Origin of the sequence: Colwellia sp. Bg11-28, assembly GCF_002836245.1 — a bacterium.
GTDB classification, from domain to species: Bacteria; Pseudomonadota; Gammaproteobacteria; order Enterobacterales; family Alteromonadaceae; genus Colwellia; species Colwellia psychrerythraea_A.
Map to the genome: position 1 here is coordinate 17,723 of NZ_PJBA01000003.1, position 16,583 is coordinate 34,305.

At 36.3% G+C, this 16,583-nt stretch carries 20 protein-coding genes; 13 read left to right on the top strand and 7 right to left on the bottom strand.

Features of this window, described 5'->3' with window-relative positions:
* The first annotated feature begins 76 nt into the window (after nt 1–76).
* The 4 genes from CXF79_RS02960 to CXF79_RS02975 all read left to right on the top strand — a co-directional run bounded on the left by CXF79_RS02960 (nt 77) and on the right by CXF79_RS02975 (nt 5,192).
* The gene (locus CXF79_RS02960) at nt 77–1,042 is read left to right on the top strand and encodes an NAD(P)-dependent oxidoreductase (protein ID WP_101153900.1); all 966 of its coding nucleotides are present in this window, start codon (nt 77–79) and stop codon (nt 1,040–1,042) included.
* Between the two features lie 269 nt (nt 1,043–1,311).
* The gene (locus CXF79_RS02965; RefSeq protein ID WP_101153901.1) at nt 1,312–2,145 is read left to right on the top strand and encodes a THxN family PEP-CTERM protein; all 834 of its coding nucleotides are present in this window, start codon (nt 1,312–1,314) and stop codon (nt 2,143–2,145) included.
* 296 nt (nt 2,146–2,441) lie between these two features.
* Nucleotides 2,442–4,145, top strand: coding sequence for an RluA family pseudouridine synthase (locus CXF79_RS02970; protein WP_101153902.1), 1,704 nt, complete (start codon nt 2,442–2,444; stop codon nt 4,143–4,145).
* Nucleotides 4,146–4,661: 516 nt separating this feature from the next.
* A complete protein-coding gene (locus tag CXF79_RS02975; protein ID WP_101153903.1) occupies nt 4,662–5,192 on the top strand; it encodes a hypothetical protein in 531 nt (176 codons plus the stop codon).
* A 310-nt stretch (nt 5,193–5,502) separates the two neighbouring features.
* Here CXF79_RS02975 and CXF79_RS02980 read toward each other — a convergent pair whose 3' ends face one another.
* Nucleotides 5,503–6,003 carry a lactoylglutathione lyase family protein gene (locus tag CXF79_RS02980; protein ID WP_011041393.1) on the bottom strand — a complete coding sequence of 167 codons (501 nt, stop codon included), beginning with the start codon at nt 6,001–6,003 and terminating at the stop codon, nt 5,503–5,505.
* Between the two features lie 94 nt (nt 6,004–6,097).
* Between CXF79_RS02980 and CXF79_RS02985 the strand changes: the two genes are divergently transcribed.
* The 4 genes from CXF79_RS02985 to CXF79_RS03005 all read left to right on the top strand — a co-directional run bounded on the left by CXF79_RS02985 (nt 6,098) and on the right by CXF79_RS03005 (nt 9,170).
* Nucleotides 6,098–6,970, top strand: coding sequence for a LysR family transcriptional regulator (locus tag CXF79_RS02985; protein ID WP_011041392.1), 873 nt, complete (start codon nt 6,098–6,100; stop codon nt 6,968–6,970).
* A 102-nt stretch (nt 6,971–7,072) separates the two neighbouring features.
* Nucleotides 7,073–7,498 carry a thiol-disulfide oxidoreductase DCC family protein gene (locus CXF79_RS02990; RefSeq protein WP_101153904.1) on the top strand — a complete coding sequence of 142 codons (426 nt, stop codon included), beginning with the start codon at nt 7,073–7,075 and terminating at the stop codon, nt 7,496–7,498.
* Nucleotides 7,461–8,207 carry an SDR family NAD(P)-dependent oxidoreductase gene (locus tag CXF79_RS02995; protein WP_101153905.1) on the top strand — a complete coding sequence of 249 codons (747 nt, stop codon included), beginning with the start codon at nt 7,461–7,463 and terminating at the stop codon, nt 8,205–8,207. Before CXF79_RS02990 ends, CXF79_RS02995 begins: the two co-directional genes overlap by 38 nt.
* Nucleotides 8,208–8,645: 438 nt before the next feature.
* Complete coding sequence (locus tag CXF79_RS03005) at nt 8,646–9,170, top strand: hypothetical protein (protein ID WP_101153906.1); 525 nt, start codon at nt 8,646–8,648, stop codon at nt 9,168–9,170.
* A 208-nt stretch (nt 9,171–9,378) separates the two neighbouring features.
* On the opposite strand, the gene CXF79_RS03010 is transcribed toward CXF79_RS03005, so the two are convergent.
* A complete protein-coding gene (locus CXF79_RS03010) occupies nt 9,379–9,648 on the bottom strand; it encodes a DUF6482 family protein (protein ID WP_101153907.1) in 270 nt (89 codons plus the stop codon).
* 221 nt (nt 9,649–9,869) lie between these two features.
* Between CXF79_RS03010 and CXF79_RS03015 the strand changes: the two genes are divergently transcribed.
* Both CXF79_RS03015 and CXF79_RS03020 read left to right on the top strand, forming a co-directional pair.
* Nucleotides 9,870–10,535 carry a flavin reductase family protein gene (locus tag CXF79_RS03015; RefSeq protein WP_101153908.1) on the top strand — a complete coding sequence of 222 codons (666 nt, stop codon included), beginning with the start codon at nt 9,870–9,872 and terminating at the stop codon, nt 10,533–10,535.
* Nucleotides 10,536–10,573: 38 nt separating this feature from the next.
* Nucleotides 10,574–10,987 carry a DUF3429 domain-containing protein gene (locus CXF79_RS03020; RefSeq protein WP_101153909.1) on the top strand — a complete coding sequence of 138 codons (414 nt, stop codon included), beginning with the start codon at nt 10,574–10,576 and terminating at the stop codon, nt 10,985–10,987.
* 103 nt (nt 10,988–11,090) lie between these two features.
* On the opposite strand, the gene CXF79_RS03025 is transcribed toward CXF79_RS03020, so the two are convergent.
* The 4 genes from CXF79_RS03025 to CXF79_RS03040 all read right to left on the bottom strand — a co-directional run bounded on the left by CXF79_RS03025 (nt 11,091) and on the right by CXF79_RS03040 (nt 12,976).
* Complete coding sequence (locus CXF79_RS03025; protein ID WP_101154022.1) at nt 11,091–11,306, bottom strand: TIGR02450 family Trp-rich protein; 216 nt, start codon at nt 11,304–11,306, stop codon at nt 11,091–11,093.
* 92 nt (nt 11,307–11,398) lie between these two features.
* Nucleotides 11,399–11,998, bottom strand: coding sequence for a CIA30 family protein (locus tag CXF79_RS03030; protein ID WP_232769065.1), 600 nt, complete (start codon nt 11,996–11,998; stop codon nt 11,399–11,401).
* Between the two features lie 49 nt (nt 11,999–12,047).
* The gene (locus CXF79_RS03035; RefSeq protein ID WP_198560026.1) at nt 12,048–12,659 is read right to left on the bottom strand and encodes an HAD family hydrolase; all 612 of its coding nucleotides are present in this window, start codon (nt 12,657–12,659) and stop codon (nt 12,048–12,050) included.
* Between the two features lie 56 nt (nt 12,660–12,715).
* Entirely contained in the window at nt 12,716–12,976 is a 261-nt protein-coding gene (locus CXF79_RS03040; RefSeq protein WP_101153910.1) for a DUF3081 family protein, read from the bottom strand.
* A 245-nt stretch (nt 12,977–13,221) separates the two neighbouring features.
* On the opposite strand from CXF79_RS03040, the gene CXF79_RS03045 reads away from it, so the two are divergent.
* The 3 genes from CXF79_RS03045 (at nt 13,222) to CXF79_RS03055 (ending at nt 15,983) form a co-directional block, all read left to right on the top strand.
* Nucleotides 13,222–14,088 (top strand): kinase, encoded by an 867-nt coding sequence (locus CXF79_RS03045; RefSeq protein WP_101153911.1) that lies wholly within the window; start codon nt 13,222–13,224, stop codon nt 14,086–14,088.
* 130 nt (nt 14,089–14,218) lie between these two features.
* Nucleotides 14,219–15,082: an alpha/beta hydrolase family protein gene (locus CXF79_RS03050; protein WP_101153912.1), complete on the top strand. Its 864-nt coding sequence runs from the start codon at nt 14,219–14,221 to the stop codon at nt 15,080–15,082.
* A gap of 211 nt (nt 15,083–15,293) precedes the next feature.
* Complete coding sequence (locus CXF79_RS03055) at nt 15,294–15,983, top strand: DUF3667 domain-containing protein (protein WP_101153913.1); 690 nt, start codon at nt 15,294–15,296, stop codon at nt 15,981–15,983.
* A gap of 82 nt (nt 15,984–16,065) precedes the next feature.
* Here CXF79_RS03055 and CXF79_RS23480 read toward each other — a convergent pair whose 3' ends face one another.
* Entirely contained in the window at nt 16,066–16,215 is a 150-nt protein-coding gene (locus CXF79_RS23480; RefSeq protein ID WP_187148286.1) for an MmcQ/YjbR family DNA-binding protein, read from the bottom strand.
* Nucleotides 16,216–16,583: the final 368 nt, after the last annotated feature.

Genomic DNA, 16,583 nt, shown 5'->3' on the forward strand with positions numbered 1-16,583 from the left:
CAGATTAAGGTTTTATCTTTTCTGCTATGTTAATCTGAGCGAAATAAGATAGGTAAGTAAAAAAGTTGGCTTGTAGATGAAATATTTTCCCGTTTTTCTTGATGGTAGTAAAATTAATGCCATGGTAATTGGGGGTGGTGATGTTGCCGCCCGTAAAATTGAATTACTGTTAAAGACCACAACAAACATTACCATAATGGCGGAAAACGTTACGGATGGTGTTGAGCGCTTAATTAACGAAAATAAATTAAGCTGGTTAAAACATAACTATCAAGCGGGTTTGTTAACTAAAATTACCTTAGTTATTGCTGCCACTGATAATACCGATGTTAATGAGCAGGTTTATCATGAAGCGGTTGAATTTAATATTCTTGCTAATGTGGTTGATCAACCTGCCCTTTGCACTTATATCACGCCAGCAATTATTGATCGTTCACCTATGATTATTGCACTTTCAAGTTCAGGCAGTGCGCCTATTCTCATTCGCATGTTACGAGAACAGATTGAAAAAATATTACCGCAAGGTTACGGTCGCTTGGCTGATTTTTCATTAAAGTTTCGTGACCATGTAAAAGCACGCATTAAAGGTATACGTAATCGCCGCACTTTCTGGGAAAACACCTTACGTGGTTCAATAGGGCAAGCATTACTGGATGGTAAGCATCAAGAGGCTGAGCAATTATTGATCGTGAGCTTAAAAGAAAAAATTGCCCCGCCTCAGGGTGAAATTATTTTTATTCAAACCCTTGAGGGTAATCCTGATAATTTAACATTGAAAGCCCACCGCGCTTTACAGTTTGCTGATGCTGTTTTTTATGATGGTGAGGTCAATGTTGAGTTGATTGAATATGTTCGTCGTGATGCAGAAAAATATCCTCAGAGTATCAGTTCAACCCTTATGCTTAATTACCAACATGCGTTAGAGCTTGCCCAAGAAGGGCAACAGGTTATTTACTTACTCAGCGGTAATGAAGAATTACCCAGTAATGCTGCCTTAATTTCTAGTGGTATTAACACCACAATCATCACCAATGGTAACTAGTTTTTAAAAGGCTGACAGCTCAAAAATAAAATTGCACAAAAGTACTGTCAGATTCTTTTACAGACTGAGTAATAACTCTATTTATTTAAAACACAAAATGGTTACAATTTAACCACATAGCTACTTTGGCGCGCTCTATGCAGTTTAATCTGTGAACACACTACATGGAATGTATCAATTAGTGATCTACTTAATGGCTTAAGTTGTCTTTTTCACTTATTACTAATTTTAAGGTGTATTTTAATTTTATACTGACAAGGAGTAAACAAATGAAAACACTTAAAAAACTTATAACAGTATTAACACTTTCTACACTGGGCTTTGCATTTAGTAGTAGTGCTAGCCCAATAATTACATCATGGGATTTCGTTGTCGATTCAGCTTTTACAGCAGCAACGTATACAGCGGGAACCGGAACTCCGACACCGAGTGACACAAACATATTGTTTGGCGCTCCAACAAATCTAGCTTGGGGTAACCAAGTTGATCAAAGTAATATAGATATATCTTCAGGAAGCAGCGGTCTTGTAAGTGGAATGAATTTAGCAAGTGGCGACCAAGTACAAACATCTCTATTCGTCCACAATAACATTACTATACCGGGAGGCTCTAGTGTTCTAGATACCGCGATTCTAAGTACTCTTTTACAACTGACTCCTGCTGGCGTTGCCCCTCCGCCGCCAAATCTAGCGAATGCGCTTGCTTTTGATATATTATTTGCTGAAACTCCTAACGTTCCTGGTATGTGCGGTGGAGTACTTTGTGAAAATGATATTTTTATTGTTTCTCTACCAGCAGGCGTTATGTTTGATGAAGGTAAAGGCACTCTAAATCAACAATTTAATATATTGGAACACACCTACAATACCGAGTTGACATTAGTACCTACAGAAGTTGGCTCCGGTTTAACGATCCTACATGATGATCTTTGTGCACTTGTAGGTGCAGATAATGGTTGTATAGGTTTTTCAACTTTTGAAGCACAGTCGAACGAGTTCCAAGTTCTGATGACAATAACATCTGTTCCTGAACCATCAACAATTCTGCTATTAAGCTTAGCAATGTTTGGCATAGTAGCGAGTATGCGTAGTAAACGTATTTAATAAATTAAAGAGCTAGATAAAGTTACCTACACCGAAAATATGTATTAGTAAGTAAACTATAATGAAAAGCAGCTGTAAGGCTGTTTTTTTTTGCTTACGGATTAAGCAAAAAAAATTTGAAAACTACAAACGAAACAGTGAAATAACTTTAGCTTCTTATTAACTAGGTAAAATAGTGTTATTTTAAAAGTGCGTATTATATTAATTACGATTAGAATACGCACAATTGTCAATAAAGTAACCATGATAAAGCCAAGGTTACTATTTAGGGTTACTCCACTGTAGCAATAACGTCTATGTCTAATAAGTCTATTTCAACTTACCTTTCCACTTTTGTCAGTGATATTTCACACTACTCATTACCCGGCTCCTTTCCCGGTAAGTTTACCTACCCTTTTTGTTATCAGCCACATCCGTTAGCGTTAGCGGCGAGTGAAGAATTACAACAAAAATTGGAAAAGTTCCATCCTGTTGAGTCTGAACAACAAGGAAGAATGTATGGGGTATTAATAGTTAAAGATACTCAAGGCTCACTTGGCTACTTAGCTGCGCTTTCCGGCAATGCGAATGAGAGCAATACAGATAAGCGTAATATCGACAACGACTCTTCAATTAACTTTGTTCCTACAATACATCAAGCATATAACCAGAGTGAATTTGAGAAACAACAACAAGTTGAAATCAATGGTATTAACAAAAAAATCAACCTACTCGCAGCTAATCCTGAGATTGATAGATTAACGGTTTTATTGGAGACAGAAGTCGCTAAGTCTGATGAAGAAATACAGTCTCTGCAACAGCAAATGCGGGATAATAAAAAAGCACGTAAAGACCAACGTACTTGGCTGAGTACTACTGTTTTACCTGAAGATGAATACAGAGACATTAGCATTGCGCTATCTCGCGCCAGCGTAACGGATAAAAAATCGTTGCAAGCACTAAAGCTACAATATCAAACAAAGATCAGCTTAACCTCAAGTAATTTGCAGCAACTTACTGATGAAATAGAGTCGTTAAAAAATCTCAGAAAAAAGCTCTCCGCAAAACTGCAAAAGCATTTTTTCAAACAATATCAAATGCTAAATAGTAAAGGTGAGAGAAAGGACTTAATTAAAATTTTTGCCGATACCTTACTGCAAAAACCGCCGGCGGGTTCTGGTGATTGCGCAGCACCAAAGTTGTTACAGTATGCCTTTGAACATAAGTTAACACCGCTTTGTATGGCTGAATTTTGGTGGGGAAAACAGCCTAAATCAGAAATAAGAAAACACAAACACTTCTACCCTGCCTGCCAAGGTAAGTGCCTCCCTATTTTAGGTCACATGCTTGATGGTATGGAGGTAGATAAAAACCCTCTATTGATTAATCCAGCTGAAGGTATAGACCTAGAGATTGTTTTTCAAGATGAAGATGTTGTGGTGGTAAATAAGCCCGCTGGTTTATTATCTGTTCCTGGAAAGTCGATTAAAGACTCAGTGTATACACGTATTAAGACACAATTCCCTCAAGCGAGCGGTGGTTTGATTGTTCATAGGTTAGATATGGCTACCTCAGGTTTATTGATGTTAGCGCTCAATGAACGTGCCCATAAACATTTGCAACAACAGTTTATGAATAAAGAAGTTAACAAACGTTATGTGGCAACTATTGAAGGTAAATTAGAAAAAACGTCTGGTGAGATATGTTTACCTCTTCGTGGTGACTTTGATGATAGACCAAAACAAATGGTTTGCTATGAGCATGGTAAGTATGCTGAAACGCATTGGCAGCTTATTGAAGAAAAGGATAATACCAGTAAGTTATTTTTATATCCTATTACAGGTAGAACACATCAATTACGCATGCATTGCGCTCATCCTGATGGACTTAACCTGCCCATTATTGGCGATAGTTTATATGGCAATAGTGCTGATAGACTTCATTTACATGCTCAACGTTTAAGCTTTACACATCCCATAACTAAAGAGTTGTTAACCTTTGAAATAGCAGAGAGTTTTTAGTCATACACACAGTTTAAGCACCAATAAAAGCAGAACAGCGGCCCGTTAAGAATCAGTAAAGTTACTCCATCGTGTCTTTAATGATGGGTTAATCCTCGGAAAAACATAAGTTGACTTCAAAAAATGAGTCCACTAGAATCATCACTAGGTTGCAGAGACGCCTTTTCCGCTCAAGATGAATTCACTCTGATATCAATGATTAATCAGTTCAATACGAACTAAGTAGGCCTTGCGGAATGCCAATTTACTTAGAGGAATTGAATTGTGACTTTTCAAGAAAATCATCGGGTTTGCCCCGAACACCCCAAAACAGCTAAATCAACAGCAAAAAATAAACTCACTACTTTCAGCAAATGTACTTCCACATTCAGTAAGCTCACTTTCTTAATACTGTGCTTTGTTATATGTGATGCATACAACCTATTGTCAATGAACACTTTTACTGCAAGCTTTGAGCTATCTTTATCGAATACTTTTTCATTTCATACAACAATTGAATTGAAGTAGGGGTCTAAAATGGAATATGCATTACAAGAAGTTAAAACCCAAGCAAAGAAGTTATTAAAAGCATTGAAGTTAGATCCGAGCTTAGTCAGAGCTATGCAAATACCTTTAAAGAAAATTGCCATATCATCACCCGAGGCGTTACAGCTAAAACATTGCCTAGGACTGGTTTCAATGGAGCTAGGTTTTAAAGATTGGCATGAAGCTCAACAGCTTTTATCTGGTAATAAATCGCAATTGATGATGATAAACATGGGTAGCTTTTTTTACCCCAAAGGCTGTGGTGGTTTTATTAATGAATGGTTTGCCGATTACTCTCAAGCTAGAAACACCTTGGTTAACAGTCCGACGTCAAAATGGCTGTTGCCTTATAAAAATCAATTTATTGTCGTAGAGAAAGACTATATTGAAGTGTTTAAGTTAGATAAAGCGCTATTATCATCTTGGGCAGAGATAGAGCATGACATGGTGGCTAGTTATAATAGTGTAGCTTGGGATAAAATAACCTGTGCGGTGATTAGAAATAGACAGAAAGACTATTAAACCTGGTAAGTAAGCATTCACACTTTTAGCGTGTGAATGCTATAACACTGCATTATTTATGTAACCGGAACTCTGGATAATGAGTGCTTGATGTTTATTTAAAACCAATAGATTAGGTTGTAACACAGAAAAATTAGCAGGAACAACGTAGTTAAATGTCCGATCAATGTGTCAATTTTTGAGGTTATCAAGGCAAAAGTTTATGAATAGCTGGCTATTTATCGACGTTTTAACGATGAGAACCACAAAAATGGGAAAGTTGAGCAAGTGCTGCTTATCCAGAGTTCAGGTTATGTAATACCAATCCCGCTTAATAAGCGCCTGCTGCGTAAGTTAACTCGTAACTGTGGCTATATATTTCTAAAATATTTCCAAACGGGTCTTCCATGTAAATCATACGATAAGGTTTTTCACCTGGGTAGTAATAACGAGGCTCTGCCATGCGTTTTTTACCACCAGCTTCGACAATTTTTTCAACTAGCTCTTCTAAATTAGGATCTTGCACACAGAAGTGAAACACGCCTGTTTTCCAGTACTCAAAGTTATTCTCTGGGTTCTCTTGGTTTTTAAATTCAAACAGTTCAACACCAATACGATCGCCGGTGGACATATGAGCAATTTTAAACTTCCCCCAATTAGCGCCAAATACGTCGGTACACATTTCACCAATAGGGCTATCGTCTTCCTCTATTTCAGTAGGCTCCATAATCAAATACCAACCCAGCACTTCAGTATAAAATTTAACGGCTTTTTCTACTGAAGGTACAGAGATCCCAATGTGGGAGAATGTTCTAGGATATGCTTTACTCATTTTATTTTCCTCAGTTACTCAGATAGGTGTAGTTTACGACGGACGATAAATTACGTACAATTATCATAAATCATAATTATGAGTACGTTTTGTAATGATTAATCTTGTTTGGTTAAAAACATTTTGCTCCCTCGTTGATATTGGCCACTTTACACAAACTGCTGAAAAGTTATTTATGACTCAATCAGGAGTCAGCCAACATATAAAGAAACTGGAGCAGCACCTAGATACCTTCCTACTTGTGCGCGAAGGGAAATCTTTTTCACTTACCGATGCCGGTGATAAGCTTTACCAGCAAGGTCAAATCTTATTAAGAAGCTCAGAAGAAATAGAAGCATCGATTAAACATGATGATCCCTTAATAGGCACAGTAAAAATAACCACGCCTGGCAGTGTCGGTTTAAAGTTATATCCCCAGCTATTGGACATACAACAATCCCATCCAACATTAGTTATTGATTATATGTTTGCGCCAAATTCAAGCATAGAACAAGACTTAATCGATAGAAAGGTGGATATAGGTTTACTTACCGAGCAGACAAAAAGCTCAACCTTAATGAGCACGCCAATAGCGGTAGAGCCCTTAGTATTAGTTACATCAAAGCAAACTCAAGTGATTAACTGGCAAACATTAATTGCTCTTGGTTTTATCGGCCATCCTGATGCTGAGCATCATACGCAACAATTATTAAGTGAAAATTATCATGAGTTTGAACATATCAATCAGTTTGAACGTACTGGATTTTCAAATCAAATCAGCTTAATTTTAGAACCCGTTAGTCGCGGTTTAGGTTTTACTGTGCTACCTCTACATGCTGTGAATGCTTTTCATAAGCAAGACGACATTGCAGTACATTTTTTAAAACATACGGTTAATGAAACCTTATACCTTTGCCAAAACAGTCTCTCCTTTGAAAATAGTCGCACGCAATATATTAAATCTCTCATCATTGATTTTATTAGTTAATACCTTTAAGTGATCGTTAAGCGCACTCTTTACGTATAAATTCATCATGCAAAAGCTGTTTTAAATACCAACAGCAATGTAGCAATATTTAGGTGTAATTTAATGATAACGATATTTTATGATGGTAACTGCCCTATGTGCTTGGCAGAGATGAATCACTTAAAAAGATTCGATGTCGATAATGAGATCCACTTAGTTAATATACATCAAGAGAATTTTGCAACGCTTTACTCCGCAGTTAGCGTTGACGATGCGATGAAAGTTTTACATGGCTTTTATAATGGGAAAGTTTTACTCGGCTTAGAAGTCACTCATAGAGCTTGGACTATCGTCGGTAAAGGATTTTGGGTTGCCCCATTGAATTGGCCTGTAATTAAAACACTAAGTCATTGGGTTTATCTAGGCTTAGCTAAATATCGTCATCAAATATCTGCGCTGCTAGCAAAAATATTTGCTTTACCAAACACTCAATGTATTTCTGGGACTTGTTATGATAACTCAACAAACACTGATCATAGGCGCAAATAGTGATATTGCTAAAGCTCTCGCTTTACAATTAATAGAGAGTGAAACTACCGGTTTGATTCTTATTAGTCGTGATGTTAACGCTTATGACTTACTCAACCGTGATAAAAACACTAGCCATGTAAATACTATTACTGTTAAAGATTACCAGTCACAATCTATCGAACAAGCCATTGAAGAGATAGCCACGTATAATCATGCTCCTATTACCCGCATTTATATCTGTAACGGCATACTCCATAACCAAAGTATTCAACCGGAAAAGCGTATAGAAGAATTAACGGTTGAATCCTTTAATCAGGTAATGGCATCTAATGCATTAACTCCAATGTTATGGATTCAACAATTAATGCCAACCTTAACGGGAAACTCTCCCTGTAAGATTGTAGTTTTTAGTGCAAGAGTTGGTAGCATTAGTGATAACCGTTTAGGCGGTTGGTATAGTTATAGAGCATCTAAAGCAGCATTAAATATGATGCTAAAGACTGCAGCAATTGAAATCGCCCGCAGAAATAAGAATATTAAAATAATTGCATTTCATCCCGGTACTACTGATACGCCGTTATCAAAACCCTTTCAAAAAAATGTGCCTGCGAATAAACTTTTCACCTGTGATTTCGTTGCCAGCCAACTGTTAACCATTGTTGAAAACAGCTCATACGATCAAACCGCGAGTTATCTCGACTGGCAAGGTAAATCTATCAATTGGTAAATAGCTAATAGGCTCATTTACTGCTGAAAAAATAAAGTATTTATTACTATATACCCGCTCCACTTGAAGATGCTCGTTTCAGGAAGCCTGAGCGATTCATAATCAATTCACATTTTTTATTAAGGGTCATGCAGGAGAATATGCTCCTGCATTCTCTAATAGACTACATCCATGTAGCGTCCTTAAAATTAAATGTAACTCAGCGCATGATTTGCTCAGTCTTCCCCAAGGGCTGGCTTATAAACGCTTTAAGCGACGTTATTGATTTCGACAATAGAATGACTATTTTCTTCAATCAATGCCTTGCCTAAAGGCGTTTATAATTCCAGCTGAATCATGCATCTTCAAGAAGAACAGGTATAAATATAATTTTTGTGAACTGAAGTAGATTCAGATACGTATAAGTAGTTAATTGTATTAATCAAAGAGTACTTATAAATGCGTCTAATTACCTTATTGCTTTTCATCAGCCTAATTTCTGCGTGTAGCACTAACCACCCTAATAAAGATATTACCGGACAAGTCTTTCCATCAATTAGTGGTCAAACACTTGAAGAAGAGACAATGAATATACCCGGAGATTTTGATGACGACTTTACCCTTCTACTCATTGGTTACAAACAAAATTCACAATTTGATATCGACCGATGGTTAATTGGTTTAGACATGACTGAAACGAACGTGCCTACTTATGAAATACCTACCATTCAGGGCTTATTTCCTAGAATGTTCAGCACCGTTATTGATAATGGTATGAGAGCAGGTATCCCTAAACCTCTATGGAAAGGTGTAGTTACTGTTTATAAAGATGGGGATGAAGTACAAACCTTCACCGGAAATGAAAATCCGAATAACGCTAGAGTGGTATTACTCACTAAAGACGGCAGCATAGTACATTTTTACGATGAAGGGTTTTCGGTAGATGCCCTAAACCAATTAAGAAATCACTTAGTAACTGAGTAGCGTGATGAAAGGCATGTTAATAGTTATTTATTGCTTAGAGAGTTATAAACCAAGATTAACGCTTGTTAATACTTGGTTATTTTTTCTAATTGATTAGAGTAGGATAGGAATTATTTTTTAATTGTCTATATGTCCCATAACCTAAATATGGGCCAATAAACTATTGAAAATTTTCGCGACGAGACAGAAAGTATTATTGACACTGTTACTACAAGTTAATAATTTGCCTACATGACCCAACCGTATCTGTGCCGCACATTTCATCATATGCTGACTGAAATTCTAACGTTGCCGTCACTATATTATGACTACGTAAATATTGTTTAGCGTCTGCTAAGGAATTTAGCACTTCAACATCTATCACTTCAGTTAAGCCAATAAAATTATTTGAGGAGTCAACAGCACCTACAAGGTAATGGCTTGACTCTGCGATAGCCATAATCGTCGGCATCATTTCTGTATTTAATATATTGTTCATAGTAAATTTCCGTAATGTCTGTATGTAGATATATTACTTACGAGCAATTAAGGGAATGAGATCAATGACAGTAAAATTTTCCTCTTTGGTCGACTGATGAACAAGTTAAAAGTAAGGAAGAAATCTCACTCCTGAATAATTCATGAGAAGCGTTAGGTGATCGCAAAGTGATTTCTTTACGTATAAATAACTACCGATACTCATTATACGACCCCAGTTAAATGCAATATATACATCACAATGATCTAGCAAAGATGACACCACGCTACAAAGCACGGGTAATAAATAGCTTATCTGGATTTAAAAGTGCAAACCTTATTGGCACAGTCAGTAATGATAATATAAATAACTTAGCCATTTTTAGTTCCGTATTTCACCTAGGCTCTTCACCTGCACTAGTTGGCTTTATAACTCGTCCCTGCAGTGTTGAGCGACATACCTTAGAAAATATTCAACAAACCAAGCAGTTTACTATTAACCAAGTAAATGAAGATTTTTGGCAAGAAGCTCATCAAACGTCTGCTCGTTATAGCGAAGGTGAATGTGAATTTAAAGCGACAGGTTTAACTCCCGAAACTATCCACAAGATTAAGGCTCCTTTTGTGAAAGAGAGTCGACTTAAATACGCTTTAACGTTGAAAGAAATAGTGCCAATTCAACAGAATGGAACCTTGTTAGTCATTGGTGAGATAACGAATATTATTTGCGATAAAGAAGCGATAAAAAGTGACGGTTATATAGATATAGAGTCATTAAATACGGTGATGATTTCAGGCCTAGATAGCTACCATACGAGTAAAAGGTTATCCCGCTTAAATTATGCTAAACCGGATAAGAAACCAGTACCACTTTCACTGAACGGTGAACTAGGAAATACACTGATATAAAAAGATAAAATAATGCTTAAAACCACTAAGGAGGTTAAATGAAAACGTGGAAAGTACTTGGTTATCTAGGTTTAATACCCTTCATAGTTTGTCTTTACTTGAGTAGTGAAGCACAACTTTGGGGGATATCCACAAAACAAGCCTTTGTTGCTTATAGTGCAGTAATATTAAGCTTTATTGCTGGCACGATATGGCGCGGTGATATACTCACTCATCACGACAAACGTTATATCATCAGTAACATTTTTAGTCTGATAGCCTTTGCTTGTTTGCTGGTTGCACTGAAGGTTGCTCTAATAATATTAGCACTGAGCTTTATGCTGTTATTTGTCTACGAAAACTCAATAGGAAAACAAGATAAAAAACCAACTGATTATATGAATATGCGTTTCTGGTTAACCCAGATTGTGGTCTTACTTCATATTACTGCATTTTTGCAATGGTATGATTAACCTGCTTTTTTCATCGTTGTTAACTTAGGTACTTAATTGAGTCATATTCGATAATCTGAGTCCTCGGGCACTTAGGCTTATAGTAACAAATATAACGACCTTATTACTGCCATCCTATTCCCCACTTATTAATGTCCTTTAATTCACGCCAATCAATACTGTATTCGCTTTTAGTCATCACCGCCTCGATAATACATTCAACAAGCTTTTGGTCTTCATCAAATTTAACAAGCGTAATGATAAAATGCTTTTCTTTATTCGTTATATCGACCTTGGTCCACTTACTGTGGAGAAGTGATTTAGGGTTTACCTTATTTATATTCTTATTCATATTTATATTGTTATCTTCATTAAGTGAATTATTTAGTTTTTAATAACGTCTTATATTTGTTTACTTTTTAATGAACATCTTTAAAAGTTCAGACTAAAAACAGATAAAGAAAATGCCCCTGCGGTTTTTCTGGTGACTAAAAACCCGACTTCACGAATATCTTCCGCTTTTAATATTGGTGCATTATCTATACTACGTCCTCGAAACGACGCTTGAAAATCAGCCAGCGTAAAAGTTAACTTATCTCTTTGCCCAGCAACGGTCTCAACATTGTGTTTATACGCTAAGCGATAACCATTGAGATTAACTACCATTCTTAATTGGTACGTTAATCCGTCACCTTCAATATCAATAGTAACCGTTTTAAGATCTTCAGCTAGTGGTTCAATTTCTTTAAATACCGAACTAAATCCACCGTTATTATCAAGTGAAATATCACCGAAAAAAATCCCTTTGCCTTGCTTGAAGACAAAACGTCCTTCCGATTTCCCTCCCATAACTCCATCATTAGTTATGCGCCAATTATTAACGCTATGTTGCTCAGTTAAGTTGATCATAATTGATGACTCTTTTGTGGCTGTTAAACTCTGTTGTACTATTTGATTGGGCATGTCATGGGCAGCGAGCACATTGTGAGTAAAAAAAGTAAATAACATCAACCCGTAACTAATAAGTTGCATAGATATCCTCACTATTTACTTATTACTTATTACTTATTACTTATAGAGGTTAAATATTCATTTCCTGAACCGGAAATATTTGTGCAATAGCATCACTTAGCTCAGTAAGATCATCCACTACAATATCCGCTAAATCCGCATAACTCAGCGCTTTAGCATAAGTAATAAGGCAAGACATAGTATTGGCATTTTGTGCTGCTTGCAGATCATATAAATAATCACCTACGTACAATAAGTTTTCTGGTGGGGTATTCCAGTATTGGGCTAAATGTAATAAAGCATCAGGGGCAGGTTTAGCTTTGTGATCTTCCCGCGTTAATAGGATAGGAACATCAATATTATTATTGTTTAGCTTTATCAAAGCCGCTTGTTTGCAATTTCGTGTAACAATAGCGCAAGGTATAGAGAGTTTAGACAATAATGCTAAGAGTTCATCAGTTCCCGCCAACTTACTAGCGCTATGGGCATCATCGATTTCATAGTCAACTAACACTTGATGGGCATCAATTCTTTGCTGTTTCGGTAGTGAGTCAACAAAATTCAATAAATCGATATTTTTCGAACAACCTAATGCTTCTCGAATATTATCAAAATTTAAAGATGAAGAAACCAAGGTGTTGTCGAGGTCAAAAATAACGCCTAGCAGTTTATGTGTTAACACTATTTTATATCTCCGATTATCCGCATCATGCATTTCAAAGCAATCAACAAAACTTATCAATTAAGTGCGATCAGTGAATTAATCTTTTTGTAAAACTCATTAAAGGTCTCTTTTTTGTCAAATTGAACGTCGAATTTGCTATGAAATAATAAAGTTATGGTTAGATCTTTATAGGTTAACCAACAAGTATAACCATCAAAATCATGTTGCGCTCTAATACCCAGAAACTCATATTCACTCCCTAATTTAGTACCTTTGGTCTGTATTAAATTAAAAACATACAAAAAGTCTTTATATTTTAATATGTTATTAGTCATAGGGATAAAACACTATCATTTGGTGGGAACAACAAGTAAAACATATAATGACTCCTACGGTTAAGCTCATAATAGCATTACGTAAGAACAACAAAATAAGTTCATATTGTGCCGTTCTATCATAAAAAAACATATCGACGCTCAACAATACTGAAAAGTAATACTTAGAAACAATAGCTGGGCTTATTTAAAATGACGTAATCGATAAGACCATAACAATATTTATTAATTATCAAGGATGAAGAATGCTTTCAGATTTTATTAAACAACATAAGTTACCTGAAGAATTTAGGCTAACAGTAGAAGAGCATTACAAACCACTCGCTGATCGAATTGTTAGACTATTTAACAAAAAAAGTAATGCCTATTTCGTCGGGATAAATGGTTGCCAAGGCAGTGGTAAATCAACCCTTACCGACTTCATTGCTGAATATTTAATCGTACAATACCAACTTAATGTTGTCGTCATGTCTTTAGATGATTTTTACTTATCGAGCACAAAGCGTAATCAATTAGCAGACGACATTCACCCACTGTTATCAACTAGAGGTGTTCCAGGCACGCATGATATAACGGCCCTTAATCGGGTGTTAAACCAATTATCAGAGCACAGAACAGGATTCTCAATTCCAAAGTTCAACAAAGCTATCGATGAACCATGTCCCCAAAGCCATTGGATCTCAGTTGAAAAACCGGTAGACATTATTCTATTAGAGGGTTGGTGTTGGGGCGTAACATCTCAAACAGACGAGCAATTACAAACACCAATTAACGACCTAGAATTACAACACGATGCAGATGGTGAATGGCGTAGTTACGTTAATCAACAACTTAAAACGGGTTATGAACCGCTTTACAAAAAAATGGACTTTTGGTTAGCATTACAAGCGCCGACTTTCGATTGTGTTTATCAATGGCGATTAGAACAAGAGCAAAAATTACAAGCCAAAAACATTGGCTTGTCTCATTCAAAAGTCATGTCGCCTGCAGAGGTATTAAACTTCACACAGTACTTCCAAAGGCTTACCGTGCACGGGAGTACTACCCTTTCAAATTCTGCAGATGCTGTTTTTCATTTAGATAATACTCGTCATATTATAGATATCCCTTAAAGGACGATTAGGAAATCAGGGGGGATTTCTATGTCTCGATACTCAATATTCCCAGCTATTGATTTTTATCATAAGCCCTGTAAAGTGGTCATACCAGATAGCTCAATATTAAAACTAAAACATCACCTTTATGGCTAACTTTTATTCAACTGAAGTAGAAATTATATGTGTAGATCAGTACGCTATCGCAGCAACAATCTACACGCCACAAGAAGCGCTGAGGGGTGCAATTTTAATAGGCCCTGCGACAGGAATACAAAGACAATTTTATGCGAGCTTTGCTGCTTTTCTTGCAGAAAAAGGCTATGGCGTGATCACCTTTGATAATAGAGGTATTGGTGGCTCTTTAATTGGAAGCGTCAGTAAAAGTGATGCGTCATTACAATGTTGGGGGGAAAAAGATATGCCTGCCGTATTAGAGCAATTGAAAACCACATTTCCTAATACGAAATATCATTTGATTGGACATAGTGCAGGAGGTCAACTTGTTGGGTTAATGCATAATGCGAAGGATTTCACCTCCATCTTCAATTTTGCAAGTTCATCCGGTCAATTAAAGAACATGAGCGGAACCTATGCGATAAAGGCACACTTTTTTATGTATTTCTTTATCCCATTGAGTTATACGCTTTTTGGTCATACGAAATCTCAATGGTTAGGTATGGGCGAGCCTTTACCTAAAGTGGTCGCTCAACAATGGCGAGAATGGTGCAATAGTGAAGGCTACGTAAAATCTTCCTTCGGCAAAACAGTTCATACTCATTTATATGACGATTTATCAACGCCATCTATGTGGGTGAATGCAGCTGATGATGATATCGCGATTGATGCAAATGTTGAGGACATGCTCAGTGTCTTCACAAAAATAAAGGCAGAAACACTCACTTTATCTGCTGATGACTATGCACTAGATGAAATAGGCCATATGAAATTCTTTAGTCGAAAATCTCAGGTGTTATGGATCCATGCTTTGAACTGGTTAGAAAAGTATTAAAGCTAATATTAATGCCTAAATAAATACAGTTTGCTTTTACAGATGCAGTAGGAGGGATGTTTGATCTTTCTTACTCATTTTACTCACCACCAACATAAACGAATTTTCTAACATCAGCCTGACCGAGACCTGTCATTTCATTGTCACCCAAAGCCACTAACTCAAAATTAACAGGTTGCATAGCTTGGCGCCTTCGTTCTATGATAAAAGTATGGATTGTAAAAATTGCCAGACAAAACTTCAGGAGACAGCTCACTTTTGCTTAAAATGTGGGCAAAGTACAGCCAGCCTTAATCGACCATTTTTTGTTGTGGCCAAAGACATGCTGCATGAATTATTAGATATTGATGGAAGATTGGGGTTCACTCTTCGCACTATGTTAAGCAAACCGGGACAGCTGACGCTCGAATTTAATCAAGGAAAGCGAGTAAAGTATACACCGCCTCTACGTTTATACTTGGCGATCAGCATTCTGTTTTTCATCCTTTTATCTAGCATATATCAAGTTTACGATCCCAATTATGCATTAACAGACTCTATGAGTAGCTATTACTCCAAGGCAATGTTTGTTTTATTCCCAGTATTTGCATTAATTGTGCAGCTCTTTTTTCGGCAGAGCTTCTATATCGGTAATTTAGTTTTTTCCATGCATCTACATAGCATAATCTATTTAATGTTAATGATTATCGCGCCTTTAGAAGCTTTGGAACAATCTCATCTGATATTTTTACTACTTCAAGCTCCTCCTACCTTATATTTGATATGGTATGTATTTTCAGCTTTTAAAACCGTATATCAGCAGAGTTGGTGGAGAATATTAGGAAAAGCCTCGGCAATCTATTTAATATATATGTCTATTCTAGGAATAGTATTTGATGTGGTGATGAAAAATATATTTTAATCTAGTAACTATCTCACAAGATGTAGTTTTAAAAGGCTACTTTAACAATTTTATCGAGTAAAGGTATTAGGCTTTAGTGAAGTTAGCTGCCTATATGCAAAAGAATAGACTGCTGATCCTTCTTAGTCATTTTACTGACTACCAACATATATGAATTATCCATCATACGCTCAATTTCACCTTGTGGAATTGAGCCATCGAGAATGATTGTATTCCATAGTCTCTTATTCATGTAATCATTAGCGCTACTATTATAGTAAAAGTAGCTTATGCCGTATAAAAGTGAGCACAGCAATTTGATACTTCTGATGATAAGTTTCTCTAATAGCCTATTTGAAAACCTTACCATGCTAAAAGCCTTTATCAATCGCAATGACTTGTTGCAATGAGTTAATCATGCTTTCTCAATATTTCTTTGTAGCATGTTGTTATCTAAAACACGTTCTACATACTATTTAAAAAACAGTGTATATCTAATTGCTTAATTACTGTTCTTTAATTGCACCAACATTAGGCAATTGTTTTAAAACTGTGCACTTTCAATAGAGTAAAAACACATAACAACAAATCTAATTGATATAAATAATCATTATTTTACAA